The organism is Pantoea sp. B9002, assembly GCF_013385945.1.
In the GTDB taxonomy this organism is placed as follows: Bacteria; Pseudomonadota; Gammaproteobacteria; order Enterobacterales; family Enterobacteriaceae; genus Pantoea.
Map to the genome: position 1 here is coordinate 69,904 of NZ_JACAPA010000028.1, position 13,961 is coordinate 83,864.

Sequence of the window (13,961 nt, forward strand, 5' to 3'; positions counted from 1 at the left end):
GTGGCTCCTTATTCCAGAGTGAATTTGATCTCTTCATCGCGAACGCCCGGGGCTTCCACGTCATCGAACTCTTCATCCGCCTGCGTCACCGGCTTTTTCAATACCGCCAGCATCACGCCGCACACTGTGGTGCCGATGCCGAGCGCTAAACAGAACAGCCAGGGTTTGGTGAACAGCGGCACCACAAACATGCCGCCGTGCGGCACCGGTGCGCCGACGCCCCACACCATAATCAGTCCACCGGCGATAGCGGAGGCCACCACGCAGCTGCCGACCACGCGGAACAGATCGCGCGCCGCAATCGGAATCACGCCTTCGGTAATCATGCAGATGCCCATCGGGAAGGCGGCTTTCAGCGCCTCTTTTTCCGCTTTGGTGTATTTGTTGCGGCTCAGCAGGTAAGAGAGCGTGATGCCGAACGGCGGGATCATCGAGCCGACAAACTTCACTGCTTCCGGTCCGTAAATGCCATCTACCAGCATGCCGTCGGCGAACAGCGACATGGTTTTATTCACCGGACCGCCGAAGTCGAAGGTGGCCATTGCGCCGAGAATCGCGCCCATCACAAACTTCGAGCCGCCCTGCATTGACTCAAGCAGGGCAATCAGCGCCTTCTGCAGCCAGACAATCGGCTGGCCGATAAAGGTCATCATCAGCAGCCCGGCGATGATGGTGCTCAGCACCGGCAGCACCATAATCGGCATCAAGCCCTGCATCGATTTCGGTAATTTGATGGTGCGGCGCAGCAGCAGCACGGTGTAACCGACCAGGAAGCCACCGAAGATGCCGCCGATAAAGCCGGTTCCGATCTGCCCACAGATAAAGCCAACGATCAGGCCGGGCGCAAAGCCGGGACGATCGGCGATCGAGTAGGCGATCGCCGCGCTGATCAGCGGCACAATCAGGCCCATGCCCCAGCCACCGATCTGATTAAGCATCCACGCGAGGGTGCCGGTCTGCTTACCGACATCCGGCCCGCCGATCACCTGGCCGAGCGCGATGCAGATCCCGGCGGCGACGATCAGCGGGATCATCCATGAGATCCCGGTAAGCAAATGCCCTTTGATCTCCTGGCCGTACTGACGTTTGTTGTCACTCATGATGGGTCTCCTCAGGCGCGCGCCAGTGAATCCGCCACTTTTTCGAGGAATTTCACCGGTGACTTGATCACCACTTCGGTTTTCACTCGCACAATGGGTTTGCCCTGAAAGCGCTCCTCGCCGTTGATCTTCACGTCAACGGCGAGGATCACCACGTCCGCAGCGGCAATATCTTGCTGCGTCAGCGCCGTTTCGGTGCCGATGGTGCCCTGAGTTTCAACGTGGATGGTGTGGCCCAGCGCGTGGGCCCCTTTAATCAGTTTTTCGCGCGCAATATAGGTATGCGCGATGCCTGCCGTGCAGGCCGCTACACAGACGATATTCATGTGTCACCTCAGAGAGTTAGGGTGTTAACAGAGGTCGGTTTCGGCGTACTGACTAAACAGCCGGATGATATTGCTGGCATCGTTTTCCACCAGCAGTTGGGCTATCACCTCATCATCGGCCAGCGCACTGGCCACCTGCGACAACAGGCGAATATGGGTGGTGTTTTGATCTTCCAGTCGCACCGCGAACAGGATGATGCAGCGCACCTGGCTGCCATCGAGCGTTTCCCACGGAATGTCGTGTTGGGTGCGGCCAATGGCGAGCGTGGTTTGTTTCACCGCGGCGGATTTACCGTGCGGGATGGCGATGTGATTTTCGAAGCCGGTGGAACCTTCCGCTTCACGCAGCCAGACGTCTTCGATAAAGGCGGCGCGGTCGCTGATGGCGCCATCGTGGTAGAGCAAATCGGTCAGCTCATGAATCGCTTGCTCTTTGGTGGTGGCGGTCAGCGCCAGGTTAACGCGGCGTGGCGTCAGAATGCGCGAAATATCCATGATGAATCCTCATTCAATTAATGTTCAGCCAAAGCGCAGGAGGCGCCGTCGGGCAGCTGGCTGCCAATCATGGCGTCAGTCACCCGCCGAATATCGTCATCGTTAAAAAAGGCACTGACATACACCGCCGGAACCGCTCCGGCGTTGAGGTGAATAGTGGTAATCACCAAATCCACCGTTTCTCGCTGGCAGAACTCCGCGTGATTGCTGGCGGAAACCACGCCGACAATCTCCCAATCCGGGAAGGCGCGCAGGATGCGACTCTTCAATAGATGTGAAGTCCCCACGCCGCTGGAGCACACCACCAGAATGCGTTTGTGGGCAATTTGTCGCTCCAGCGCCGCCTGGAAATGCACGCACAGATAACCTATTTCGTCATCCGCCACCGATGAAAGTCCCTGGCTGCGCGCGGTTAATTGCATCGCCTGTTGAGTTAACGAAAATATTTCCTTCATCTCCTGCTGAATATCCTCCAGCAGCGGATTACGAATATGAATATGATATTTGAGTCGATTTAATAATGGCTTTATATGAACTAATAACCCTTCAAATAATAATCGGTCCTGCGCTAAGTTCTGCTGAATAAATGACGCGAAGCGATCGATTAATTCACAGGTTATTTTCACCGATTCAGCGGTTGAAAATTGATTATGCAGCGGCGCATTATCGCCACGCTCTTCCACCACAATGCCGGACGAAACAATATATTGATAAATAAAACCCACTTCATCGGCTGGCAATGCGCAGCACATGCGCTGTTCAATCTGCACCACCATATGCTGGGCAATCTTCAGAATGCGCTGGTCGAGATCCTGTGCGCTGGTCAGGGTTTCCAGCGCCAGCGCGTTACCTTGCGCCATGCGATGCATCATGATCAGAATATGGGTGCAGAGATTGAGGTACCACGCATCGCCCAGCGGATAACTCAGCTGCTGCTCCATCTGCTGCAGCAGCGCCTGCACAAAAGCCACATCCTCGTCGCCAAAATAGTGCACCAGCGCCTGCTGGCTGCCGGGATCGAGGCGCGGTAGCAGCGGCGTACCGGCGACGTTCTGCTGCATCACATCATTGATCAGCGAGACCATCGCCTGGCGCAGCGTCTGCTCATTGCCTTCAATGTGGGTACCGCCGGGGCCGCGCTGCAACACCAAACCCAACGGCTGCAGCCACTCTTCAATCACCTTCAGGTCATTCACGATCGACGCATGACTGATAAAGTAGCGCTCCGACAATTTACTGATTGAGGTGGCGCGCGGCGCATCACTCAGCAGCTGCGAAGCAATCTTTACCCGTCGGCTGTTGTGGCTCAGCGCATCCGAGCTGCTTTCGTCGCCGTTGAGCTGCTGCTCCAGTTGCAGACGCTGCTGCAGATCGTCCACCCGCAGGCGCACGCCGCGTCCCGGCATTTTTTCCAGCTGCAGTGACCAGTCGCTCAGCCAGCTCTCCAGCCACTGCAAATCACGCTGAATGGTTTTCTCCGACACGCCAAGCTGTAACGCTAATTCTTTTGTCGGCTGCGGCGCGGCATGATGCAGCAGCAATTTTACTAATCGGTGTTGTCGCGAAGTCAGTATTTGCATTCGTTCACCCTTATTTTGGCAAAACGTTTATGGCTAATTGATTTTTATATTTATTCCATGCCAGAAATCAGACGCGCAAAAATGTGGGGCTTGTGGAGTATGAATTTAGGAGAGTAATCAGTATGCAACAATACTAAATGTTGTCCCGGCTTGCGGACACGATTAATACGCCAAACGCATCGCGATATTAATTGCGAAGTTGCTCACAGATTATTGGCGATATTCAATGTGACATGGCTCCCATTCCGTTTTAATTTTCCAACCAATATCACGCTATTTAATGCAAGACGTTTCTGTTTGCTGAACGGGCTTCTCTGTGACTAAACCGCACGAATAAGGTAATATCCTCGCCAAATGACCGCCGGATGTCCCGCCGTTGCGGGCCACGAAGTGAGGATGCGAGCTTAATGAGCGAATTGACGCAGGATGGTGCAGAGCGTCTTGCCCTGCACACGTTTACCGAAAACGCGTACCTGAACTACTCCATGTACGTGATCATGGATCGCGCGCTGCCGTACATCGGCGATGGCCTCAAGCCAGTGCAGCGCCGTATTGTGTATGCCATGTCGGAATTGGGCCTCAATTCCAATGCCAAATTCAAAAAATCGGCGCGTACCGTCGGTGACGTGCTGGGTAAATACCATCCGCACGGCGACAGCGCCTGTTATGAAGCGATGGTGTTGATGGCGCAGCCGTTCTCCTACCGCTATCCGCTGGTGGATGGTCAGGGAAACTGGGGTGCGCCGGACGATCCGAAATCCTTCGCCGCGATGCGTTACACCGAATCGCGCCTGTCTAAATACGCAGAAATCCTGCTGGGTGAACTCGGCCAGGGCACGTCCGATTACATCCCGAACTTCGACGGCACCATGCAGGAGCCGAAGATGTTGCCGGCGCGTCTGCCCAACATTCTGCTCAACGGCACCACCGGCATCGCCGTCGGTATGGCGACCGACATTCCGCCGCATAACCTGCGCGAAGTGGCGGAAGCTGCAGTTAAGCTGATCGACAACCCGAACACCACGCTGAATGAGTTGCTGGATATTGTGCAAGGTCCGGATTATCCGACCGAAGCGGAAATCATCACTCCACGCAACGAAATCCGTAAGATTTACGAAAGCGGGCGTGGTTCGATTCGTCAGCGTGCGGTGTGGAAAAAAGAAGATGGCGATGTGGTGATCACCGCGCTGCCGCATCAGGTGTCGGGCGCGCGCGTGCTGGAGCAAATCGCTAACCAGATGCGCAATAAAAAGCTGCCGATGGTGGAAGATCTGCGTGATGAGTCCAACCACGAAAACCCGACGCGCTTAGTGATTGTGCCGCGCTCCAATCGTGTTGATCTCGAGCAGGTGATGAATCACCTGTTTGCCACCACCGATCTGGAAAAAAGCTACCGCGTTAACCTGAACATGATCGGACTGGATAACCGTCCGGCGGTGAAAAACCTGCTGGAAATCCTCTCTGAGTGGCTGGTGTATCGTCGCGATACCGTGACGCGCCGCCTCAACTATCGTTTAGATCGCGTGCTGCGTCGCCTGCATATCCTTGAAGGTATGCTGGTGGCGTTCCTCAATATTGATGAAGTGATCCACATCATCCGTACCGAGGATGAGCCGAAGCCGGTGCTGATGTCGCGCTTTGACATCAGCGAAACCCAGGCCGAAGCGATTCTCGAACTGAAACTGCGCCATCTCGCCAAACTGGAAGAGATGAAGATTCGCGGCGAGCAGGCGGATCTGGAAAAAGAGCGCGATCAGCTGCAGGCGATTCTGGCGTCCGAGCGCAAGATGAGCAATCTGCTGAAGAAAGAGCTGTTGGCCGATAGCCAAACCTACGGCGACGATCGCCGTTCGCCGCTGCGCGAACGCGAAGAAGCCAAAGCGCTGAGCGAAACCGAGCTGGTGAGCGCCGAGCCGGTCACCATCGTACTGTCGCAGATGGGCTGGGTGCGCAGCGCCAAAGGTCACGATATCGATCCTGCGGGCTTGAGCTACAAAGCGGGCGACAGCTATCTGGCCGCCGCACGCGGCAAGAGCAATCAGCCGGTGGCCTTTATCGACTCCACCGGACGCAGCTACACGCTGGATCCGACCTCATTGCCGTCGGCGCGCGGGCAGGGCGAGCCGCTCACCGGCAAACTGACGCCACCGCCGGGCGCGGTGATTGAGCAGGTGCTGATGGAGCCTGACGATCAGAAGCTGTTGATGGCCTCTGACGCCGGTTACGGTTTCATCTGTACCTTTGCCGATCTGGTGTCGCGCAACCGTGCCGGTAAAGCGCTGCTGACGCTGCCGGAAAACGCCAAAGTGATGACGCCAATGGCGGTCCATTCGGGCGATGATATGCTGCTGGCGATTACCCAGGCCGGACGCATGTTGATGTTCCCGGTTGGCGATCTGCCGCAGATGTCGAAAGGCAAAGGCAACAAGATCATCTCGATTCCTGCAGCGGAAGCCGCAGCGGGCACCGACAAACTACAATGGTTGCTGATTCTGCCGCCGGGCGCGTCAATCACCGTGTATGTCGGTAAACGTAAGCTGATCATGCGTGATGAAGATCTGCAGAAAGTGCGTGCCGATCGCGGTCGTCGCGGCAGCGTGGCGCGTGGCCTGCAACGTATCGATAGCGTAGAAGTGAATGCACCAGCGCGTCCGAAAGCCGACGCGAGTGAAGAGTAACGCTGTAATTCAGGCGATGGAATGCCCCATTTGAGGAATCTATGTTACTAATTTTACGAGCAATTATTGTTATTGTTTATTCGATTCTGGTCAGTATTGTTGGCTGTATCTGGTGTCTGTTTTCACCGCGTAATCCGCGTCACGTCGCGACGTTCGGCCATATGCTCGGTCGGCTGTCGACGGTGTTTGGCCTCAAAGTGGAACTGCGTAAACCGGCGGAAGCCGCGCATTATGGCAACGCGATCTATATCGCTAACCACCAGAACAACTACGACATGATTACGGCGGCCAAAATTGTACAGCCGACCACCGTGACCGTGGGCAAGAAAAGCCTGCTGTGGATTCCGTTCTTTGGCCAGCTCTACTGGCTGACCGGTAACCTGCTGATTGACCGTGATAATCGCTCCAAAGCGCACGGCACCATCGGTGAGCTGGTGGAGCAGTTTAACAAAAAGCGCATCTCGTTCTGGATGTTCCCGGAAGGGACGCGCAGCCGCGGTCGTGGTTTGCTGCCGTTCAAAACCGGCGCGTTTCATGCGGCGGTAGCGGCCGGCGTGCCGATCATCCCGATCGTGGTTTCTAACACCCACAACAAGATCAAGCTGAACCGCTGGAACAACGGTTTGGTGATTGTGGAGATGTTGCCGCCGGTTGATACCTCGCAGTTTGCTACCACCTCGGTGCGCAAACTCGCCACGCACTGCCGTGAATTAATGTCGACTAAACTGGAAGAATTGAACGCCGAAGTCGCCGAACGCGAAAAAAACGGTAAACTCTGACCAGCCAAAATGGGGCAGGTGATCATCTGCCCCGTTCTCAAGCCACACAGCAACTAATAATTAATTAGAACAACATGGACACGGCGTCCTCACGCCACGCTCAAAAGGTCTGAAGTTTTATGTCTTGCAGCAGACGTCAGTTTATTCAGCTTTCTGCCGGTGTCGCACTGGCTTCCGGTGCTATGCCTTTCGCCGCCCGCGCCGCCGCGCCATTGGGCGATACGCCACTTCCTATTCCACCGCTGATTGAATCACGTCGCGGTCAGCCGCTGTTTCTCACCTTGCAGCGCAGCCATTGGTCGTTCAGCGGCAACAGCAACAAAGTGCCGGTATGGGGCTTTAACGGCATGTATCTCGGCCCAACGGTGCGCGTGTATAGCGGCGACGATGTGAAGCTGATTTACAGCAACCGCCTCAACGAACCGGTATCGATGACCGTCAGCGGTTTGCAGGTGCCGGGCGCATTAATGGGCGGTGCGCCGCGCATGATGTCAGCCGGAGCCGACTGGGCGCCAGTGCTGCCGATTCGTCAGGGCGCGGGCACATTGTGGTATCACGCCAACACGCCAAATCGCATGGCGCCGCACGTCTACAACGGACTCGCCGGCATGTGGCTGGTGGAAGATGACGTCAGTAAATCGCTGCCGCTGCCGAAGCATTATGGCGTCGATGATTTCCCGCTGATTATTCAGGACAAGCGCCTCGATAACTTCGCCACGCCGGTTTATAACCCACCCTCCAGCGGCGGTTTTATGGGCGACGTGCTGCTGGTGAACGGCGTGCAAAATCCCTATGTCGAAGTGTCACGCGGCTGGGTGCGTTTGCGTTTGCTGAACGGCTCGAACGCGCGCCGCTTCGATCTCACCTTCTCCGATAATCGTCCCTTTACGGTGATCGCCAGCGATCAGGGCTTCCTGCCTGCGCCGGTGGCGGTTCAGCTGCTGACGCTGGCTCCCGGCGAACGTCGCGAAGTGCTGGTAGATATGTCGCAGGGCGATGAAGTTTCGATCATGGCCGGAACGGCGGCGGGTTTGATGGATCGCCTGCGCGGGTTGTTTGAGCCGTCATCGATTCTGACCAATACGCTGGTGCTGAGCTTACGCCCAACCGGTTTATTGCCGCTGGTGACTGACAATCTGCCGATGCGTTTGCTGGCGGATCAGATTCTCGATGGCGTGGCGGTGCGCACGCGCGAATTCCGCATTGGCGATAGCGAGCCGGGCATTAACGGCGTGTTGTGGGACATGAACCGCATCGATACCACCGTGCAGCAGGGCACCTTCGAGCGCTGGATTATCCACGCCGATCGCCCGCAGTCGCTGCATATCCAGGGCGTGATGTTCCTGATTAAGAACGTCAATGGCGCGCAGCCGATGGGTGAAGATCGCGGCTGGAAAGATACCGTGTGGGTGGATGGCAGCGTGGAGCTGTTGGTGAGCTTCCCGCAGAGTTCGTCGGATCACTTCCCGTTTGTCTATTACAGCCAGACGCTAGAGATGGCGGATCGCGGTACGGCGGGGCAGTTATTGGTGAATTCAGCGTCTTAATGCCCTCACCCGCCAGCGGGCGAGGGAGCAGATCGAGCAAAACGCACCTTACAGTTCCCTCTCCCGCTTGCGGGAGAGGGTTAGGGTGAGGGAAAAACCGCACCATCCTACCCGTTAAACGCCTCCGGATCCGGCCCCAAACGGTTACCGCTATCCAGCTTACTGATCTCACTCACTTCAGTTTTATCCAACCTGAAATCAAACACCTGGAAATTCTCACGAATACGTTCTGGGGTAATCGACTTCGGAATCACCACCAAACCGCTATCCAGATGCCAGCGGATAACAATCTGTGCTGGCGTCTTACCATACTTCTTCGCCAGCTCGCGGATAATCTCCTGATCGAACACACCTTTACCGCCTTGCGCCAGCGGACTCCAGGATTCGGTTTGAATCTGGTGCAGCGCATTCCACGCATGCAGCGTGCGCTGTTGCAGCATCGGGTGCAGCTCAATCTGGTTCACCACCGGCGACACACCAGTTTCATCGATCAAACGCTTCAGATGCGCCTCGTGGAAGTTACATACGCCGATGCTTTTGGTTAAGCCCTGTTGCTGTAGCTCAATCAAACCTTTCCAGGCTTCAACGTAGTTATCTTTTTCCGGGCACGGCCAGTGCATCAGATATAAATCCACCTGCTCCAGCTGCAACTTCTGCAGGCTGGTTTCCATCGCCTGCTGCCAGTTGGTTTGGTCGTCGTTCCACAATTTGGTGGTGATAAAAATGTCTTCGCGCGCCACGTCGGTATCTTGCAGCGCTTGCCCAACCGCTTCCTCATTTTTATAGATAGCGGCGGTATCGATGGAGCGATAGCCGACTTTCAGGGCTTCCAGGATGGCGTTACGCGCATCCTCAATGCTCGCTTGCCACACGCCGAGGCCAAGCTGCGGCATCATGTTGCCGTCGCGCAATTTAATAATGGGTTGCTCTGCCATAGTTGCTCCTTATCTGTTGCAGTGACTTACCGTAGAAAAGATGTGCTTAAGTCTAGTCAACAAACCTCACCTCAGGATCATTGTGGCAAGCGGGCGGCACTTTTGCCTGATGGATTTCTGCAAGAATCTTGCCTGATTCTCCAGAATGGTGGAGCTTTGCACAGCCTTACGGCAAACTGACTTTTTTGCTGCCTGAGAGAGATGCATGCCAAACGACGCCCTTTGCCGTCAGCTAGCGCAGCGCGTAGTTGCGCTGATGAGTGACCTGCATAAGCCGCTGTGCGCGGTAGAAAACGTCAAGCTGATCTACGCCTGCGAAACCTTGCCGCGTACGCCGATGATGTATCAACCCGGCATTGTGATTCTGTTTCAGGGACGTAAAACCGGTTATCTCGGCAGCACGGTTTTTCACTACGATGCCACCAAATATCTGATGCTCACCGTGCCGCTGCCGGTGGAGTGCGAAACCGAAGCCACGCTGGCGGAGCCGCTAGCCGGCATGTGTTTGAGCGTGGATGTCGCCAGCCTGCAGGATTTGCTGATGGATATCGGCGATGACGAGCAGTTCCAGCCGCAGGCGCAAACCTCCGGCATCCATTCGGCGTTTATGAGCGAAGAGATGCTGTGTGCGGCCGAACGTTTGCTGGATGTGATGAATAACCCGCGCGACGCCCGCGTGTTGGGTCCGCAGCTGGTGCGCGAGATCATCTATTACGTGTTAACCGGACCGATTGGCGGCGCGTTGCTGTCGCTGGTCAATCGGCAGACGCAGTTCAGCCAGATTGCGCGCGCGCTGCGTCGCATCGAAAACCATTTCGCGGAAAGCCTGAGTGTCGACATGCTGGCCGCCGAAGTGAACATGAGCGTTTCGGCGTTTCATCACAACTTCAAAGCGGTGACGCAAACCTCGCCGCTGCAATACCTCAAGCGCTATCGCCTGCATCAGGCGCGTCTGATGATGCTGCAGGATGGCATGAAAGCCAGCGCGGCGGCGGTGCGTGTTGGTTATGAAAGTCCATCGCAGTTTTCGCGTGAGTTTAAGCGCTATTTCGGCGTGACGCCGGGAGAAGAGGCGAGCCGCGTGCGTCAAACCTTACCGTTTGACGCCGCGTCGTAATCAGGAGAGTTTCTGGCGGCGTTTTTTCCAGATCACCACAATGCTGCCGGCCAGGCCGATAAACAGCAGCGCGATCGGCAGAATCATCAGGATCGCCATCACCTGATCTTCATGGCGCTTGATAAAGGGCACATGGCTGATGCCGTAACCCAGCGTCACCACAATCCCAACCCACAACAAGCCGCTCAGCCAGTTAAACAGTTGGAAGCGACCATTGTTCAAGCCGGAAATTCCGGCCATGGTCGGCAGCAAAGTGCGTACAAACGCCAGGAAGCGGCCAACCAGCAGCGCCATCAAACCGTGGCGGTTAAACATATTCCACGCGCGCTGGTGATATTGCGCGGGCAGATGCAGTAACCAGCTTTTCACCAGTTTGGTGTTGCCGAGCCAGCGCCCTTGCAGATAGCTGAGCCAGCAGCCAAGACTGGCCGCCGTGGTCAAAATCACAATCGTCGGTACGAAATCCATCACACCTTTGGCGACCATCGCGCCCGCCAGTAGCAGCAGGCTATCGCCCGGCAGGAATGACGCGGGCAGCAAACCGTTTTCCAGAAACAGCGTTAAAAACATCACGCCGTAGACAATCCAAACCACATCCGGATTGCCTAGCGCGGCAAAATCCTGATGCCAAAGCGCCTGGACAATCTCATGTAAAACACCCATCAGCTATTCCATCGAGTCACAAGGAGTCTAATTTTAACCTTCTGCGGCATCGCATACGTTGATCTCTCATCGCCGCCACAGCGTGGTTTATCTTCTGTTTAACTTCTTAAACGTGCAAAACCGGCTTTAAGGTCATCCAGCAAGTCGTCGACATGCTCAAGGCCGATATGCAGACGCACCAAGGTGCCGTCAAAATCCACGCCGCCCGCCGGACGAATCGCCGCCAGCTCTTCAGGCTGGTTAGCCAGAATCAGTGATTCATAGCCGCCCCACGAATACGCCATGCTGAAATGGTGGAAGTGATCGAGGTAATTTGCCAGCTGCTCACGGCTCAGTTTTTCATGCAGGATGAAGGAGAACAAACCGCTGCTGCCGCTGAAATCGCGCTGCCAGAATTCGTGACCTTTACACTGCGCCAGCGCCGGATGGTTAACGCGCGCCACTTCCGGCTGCGTTGCCAGCCATTCGGCTACCTGCAATCCGCTCTCTTCATGCTGACGCAGACGCGTGCCCAATGTACGAATACCGCGGCTCGCCATATAGGCGGTATCGGCATCAACCATCTGGCCCATCAGATAGGAGTTCTCGCGCAGCTGCGGCCAGCAACGTTCATTCGCCACCGCAGTGCCAATCATCGCGTCGCTGTGACCAATAATGTATTTGGTTCCGGCCTGAATCGAAATATCGATGCCATGCTCCAGCGCGTTAAACAGCACGCCAGCCGCCCAGGTGTTATCGATCATGATGATCGCATCCGGCGCTTTGGCGCGCACGGCGGCAACAATCGCTGGAATATCCTGCACTTCCATGGTGATCGACGCCGGTGATTCCAGGAACACCACGCGCGTATTCTGCTGCACCAGTTCGCCAATTTCGCTGCCGATGCAGTGATCGAAATAGGTGGTGGCGACGTTCAGCTTACTGAGAATTTTCGAACAGAAATCCTGTGTCGGTTCATAGACCGCGCCGCTCACCAGAATATGGTCGCCGGCTTCGACAAAGGACAAAATGGCATTGGAGACCGCGGCCGCGCCGCACGGATAGAGCGCGCAACCTGCGCCGCCTTCCAGCTCGGTCATGGCGTCTTGCAGCGAGAAATGGGTGAGGGTGCCGCGACGACCATAAAACAGTTCGCCTGACGCGCGGCCAGCGGTAGCACGTTTCTTGTCGGCAACCGTGTCAAAAACCAGGGATGAAGCGCGTTGAATTACGCTGTTAACTGAGCCTTGCGTGTAACGTTTACTGCGTCCCGCGCTGACAAGCGTGGTGTCTATTTTTTTCGTTGCCATCACTGCCTTTCCTGACATTTCCCACAAAACATTCACGTTACCACGAATCAGTGTAGCGGGTTGAGCCTGATTGCGGATTATCAGAGTGAGGCCAGTATTGCGCATAACATCAGCTAACTTGTGGAAATAGCGGGCATCTTTGCTTTGTAAATAGTAATGAGAACCACTATCACTTCGGGCGTTTTTTTTGCTATGATCCGCGCTTCAATCGTGAACTGTGCAACAGAAGTTGGAGATGCAGCGTGGTAGCCAGTGATTTGATGCAAACGGATCTCTCCGTTTGGGGCATGTATCAGCATGCCGATATCGTGGTAAAGATTGTGATGATTGGCCTGTTACTGGCTTCCGTTGTCACATGGGCAATTTTCTTCGGTAAGTTTGCTGAGCTGAGCGGGGCGAAACGTCGCCTGAAACGCGAGCAGCAAGCGCTGGGCGAAGCCCGCTCGTTAAACGATGCTTACCGTGCTGCTGAAAACTTCAAAGGCAACAGCCACAGCGCTGTGCTGCTAAACGACGCGCAGAATGAGCTGGAGCTGTCCGCCGGCACCGAAGATCTGGATGGCATTAAAGAGCGCACCAGCTTCCGTCTCGATCGCCGCGTTGCTGCATTCAGCCGTCATGCCGGTCGCGGTAATGGCTTCCTCGCCACCATCGGTTCCGTTGCGCCGTTTATCGGTCTGTTCGGTACCGTATGGGGCATCATGAACAGCTTTATCGGCATCGCTAAAACGCAAACCACTAACCTCGCAGTCGTCGCACCGGGCATCGCCGAAGCGCTGCTGGCTACCGCGATTGGTCTGGTGGCGGCAATCCCAGCAGTCGTCATTTACAACGTCTTCGCGCGTATGATTGCCAGCTACAAAGCGTCGCTGGGCGATGTCGCCGCGCAGGTGATGTTGCTGCAGAGCCGCGATCTGGATCTCGGCAACGTTGATACCGCGAAAGAAGCCAACCGTCCAGCGGCGGCACAGAAACTGCGCGTAGGATAAGTATTATGGCGATGCGTTTAAACGATGACTCGGTCGGCGATGGCGAAATGCACGAAATCAACGTGACGCCGTTTATCGACGTCATGTTAGTTCTGCTGATCATCTTTATGGTCGCCGCGCCATTAGCCACGGTTGATGTGCGCGTTAACCTGCCAGCATCGACCAGCGCGCCGCAGCCGCGTCCGGAAAAACCGGTTTATCTCTCCATCAAGGAAGATAAGCAGATCTTCATCGGTAACGATGCGGTCACCAAAGAGACGCTGGTGAACGCGCTGACGGCACAGACCGAAGGCAAGAAAGACACCACCATTTTCTTCCAGGCGGATAAATCGGTTGATTACGCCACCCTGATGGAAGTGATGGATCAGCTGCGTGAAGCCGGTTATCTGAAGATTGGGTTGATGGGCATGGAAACGGTCAAAAAGTAATATCTCTCAACGTAATCGTAGATACCGTCTTGCCA

General features: G+C 55.7%; 13 protein-coding genes. 6 read left to right on the forward strand and 7 right to left on the reverse strand.

Features of this window, described 5'->3' with window-relative positions:
• Positions 1 to 8: 8 nt before the first annotated feature.
• From HX773_RS15205 to HX773_RS15220, 4 genes are read right to left on the reverse strand one after another with little or no spacing between them, the layout of a single operon-like run.
• Complete coding sequence (locus HX773_RS15205; RefSeq protein ID WP_176972218.1) at positions 9 to 1,100, reverse strand: PTS fructose transporter subunit IIC; 1,092 nt, start codon at positions 1,098 to 1,100, stop codon at positions 9 to 11.
• Positions 1,101 to 1,111: 11 nt separating this feature from the next.
• Positions 1,112 to 1,426 carry a PTS fructose transporter subunit IIB gene (locus tag HX773_RS15210; RefSeq protein WP_176972219.1) on the reverse strand — a complete coding sequence of 105 codons (315 nt, stop codon included), beginning with the start codon at positions 1,424 to 1,426 and terminating at the stop codon, positions 1,112 to 1,114.
• A gap of 24 nt (positions 1,427 to 1,450) precedes the next feature.
• A complete protein-coding gene (locus HX773_RS15215) occupies positions 1,451 to 1,921 on the reverse strand; it encodes a PTS sugar transporter subunit IIA (protein ID WP_061720482.1) in 471 nt (156 codons plus the stop codon).
• 17 nt (positions 1,922 to 1,938) lie between these two features.
• Positions 1,939 to 3,501, reverse strand: coding sequence for a transcription antiterminator (locus tag HX773_RS15220; RefSeq protein WP_176972220.1), 1,563 nt, complete (start codon positions 3,499 to 3,501; stop codon positions 1,939 to 1,941).
• Between the two features lie 407 nt (positions 3,502 to 3,908).
• Between HX773_RS15220 and parC the strand changes: the two genes are divergently transcribed.
• The 3 genes from parC (at position 3,909) to ftsP (ending at position 8,505) form a co-directional block, all read left to right on the forward strand.
• Positions 3,909 to 6,179: a DNA topoisomerase IV subunit A gene (gene parC / locus HX773_RS15225; RefSeq protein ID WP_176972221.1), complete on the forward strand. Its 2,271-nt coding sequence runs from the start codon at positions 3,909 to 3,911 to the stop codon at positions 6,177 to 6,179.
• A 41-nt stretch (positions 6,180 to 6,220) separates the two neighbouring features.
• Positions 6,221 to 6,958, forward strand: a complete 738-nt coding sequence (locus HX773_RS15230; RefSeq protein ID WP_176972222.1) for a 1-acylglycerol-3-phosphate O-acyltransferase — start codon at positions 6,221 to 6,223, stop codon at positions 6,956 to 6,958.
• Between the two features lie 119 nt (positions 6,959 to 7,077).
• Entirely contained in the window at positions 7,078 to 8,505 is a 1,428-nt protein-coding gene (gene ftsP, locus HX773_RS15235) for a cell division protein FtsP (protein ID WP_101763013.1), read from the forward strand.
• Between the two features lie 107 nt (positions 8,506 to 8,612).
• On the opposite strand, the gene dkgA is transcribed toward ftsP, so the two are convergent.
• On the reverse strand, positions 8,613 to 9,440 hold the full coding sequence (gene dkgA / locus HX773_RS15240; RefSeq protein WP_176972223.1) for a 2,5-didehydrogluconate reductase DkgA: 828 nt from the start codon (positions 9,438 to 9,440) through the stop codon (positions 8,613 to 8,615).
• Positions 9,441 to 9,645: 205 nt separating this feature from the next.
• On the opposite strand from dkgA, the gene HX773_RS15245 reads away from it, so the two are divergent.
• Positions 9,646 to 10,557: an AraC family transcriptional regulator gene (locus tag HX773_RS15245; protein WP_101761795.1), complete on the forward strand. Its 912-nt coding sequence runs from the start codon at positions 9,646 to 9,648 to the stop codon at positions 10,555 to 10,557.
• Here the strand turns inward: HX773_RS15245 and HX773_RS15250 are convergent, their stop codons facing one another.
• Together HX773_RS15250 and metC are read right to left on the reverse strand one after the other, a co-directional pair.
• Positions 10,558 to 11,220, reverse strand: coding sequence for a DedA family protein (locus HX773_RS15250; RefSeq protein WP_101761796.1), 663 nt, complete (start codon positions 11,218 to 11,220; stop codon positions 10,558 to 10,560).
• A 98-nt stretch (positions 11,221 to 11,318) separates the two neighbouring features.
• On the reverse strand, positions 11,319 to 12,509 hold the full coding sequence (gene metC, locus HX773_RS15255) for a cystathionine beta-lyase (RefSeq protein WP_176972224.1): 1,191 nt from the start codon (positions 12,507 to 12,509) through the stop codon (positions 11,319 to 11,321).
• Between the two features lie 260 nt (positions 12,510 to 12,769).
• Here metC and exbB point away from each other — a divergent pair, with 260 nt between their 5' ends.
• Together exbB and exbD are read left to right on the forward strand one after the other, a co-directional pair.
• Positions 12,770 to 13,498, forward strand: coding sequence for a tol-pal system-associated acyl-CoA thioesterase (gene exbB, locus HX773_RS15260; RefSeq protein WP_176972228.1), 729 nt, complete (start codon positions 12,770 to 12,772; stop codon positions 13,496 to 13,498).
• 5 nt (positions 13,499 to 13,503) lie between these two features.
• The gene (exbD, locus tag HX773_RS15265; RefSeq protein ID WP_008103349.1) at positions 13,504 to 13,926 is read left to right on the forward strand and encodes a TonB system transport protein ExbD; all 423 of its coding nucleotides are present in this window, start codon (positions 13,504 to 13,506) and stop codon (positions 13,924 to 13,926) included.
• The last annotated feature ends 35 nt before the right edge of the window (positions 13,927 to 13,961 follow it).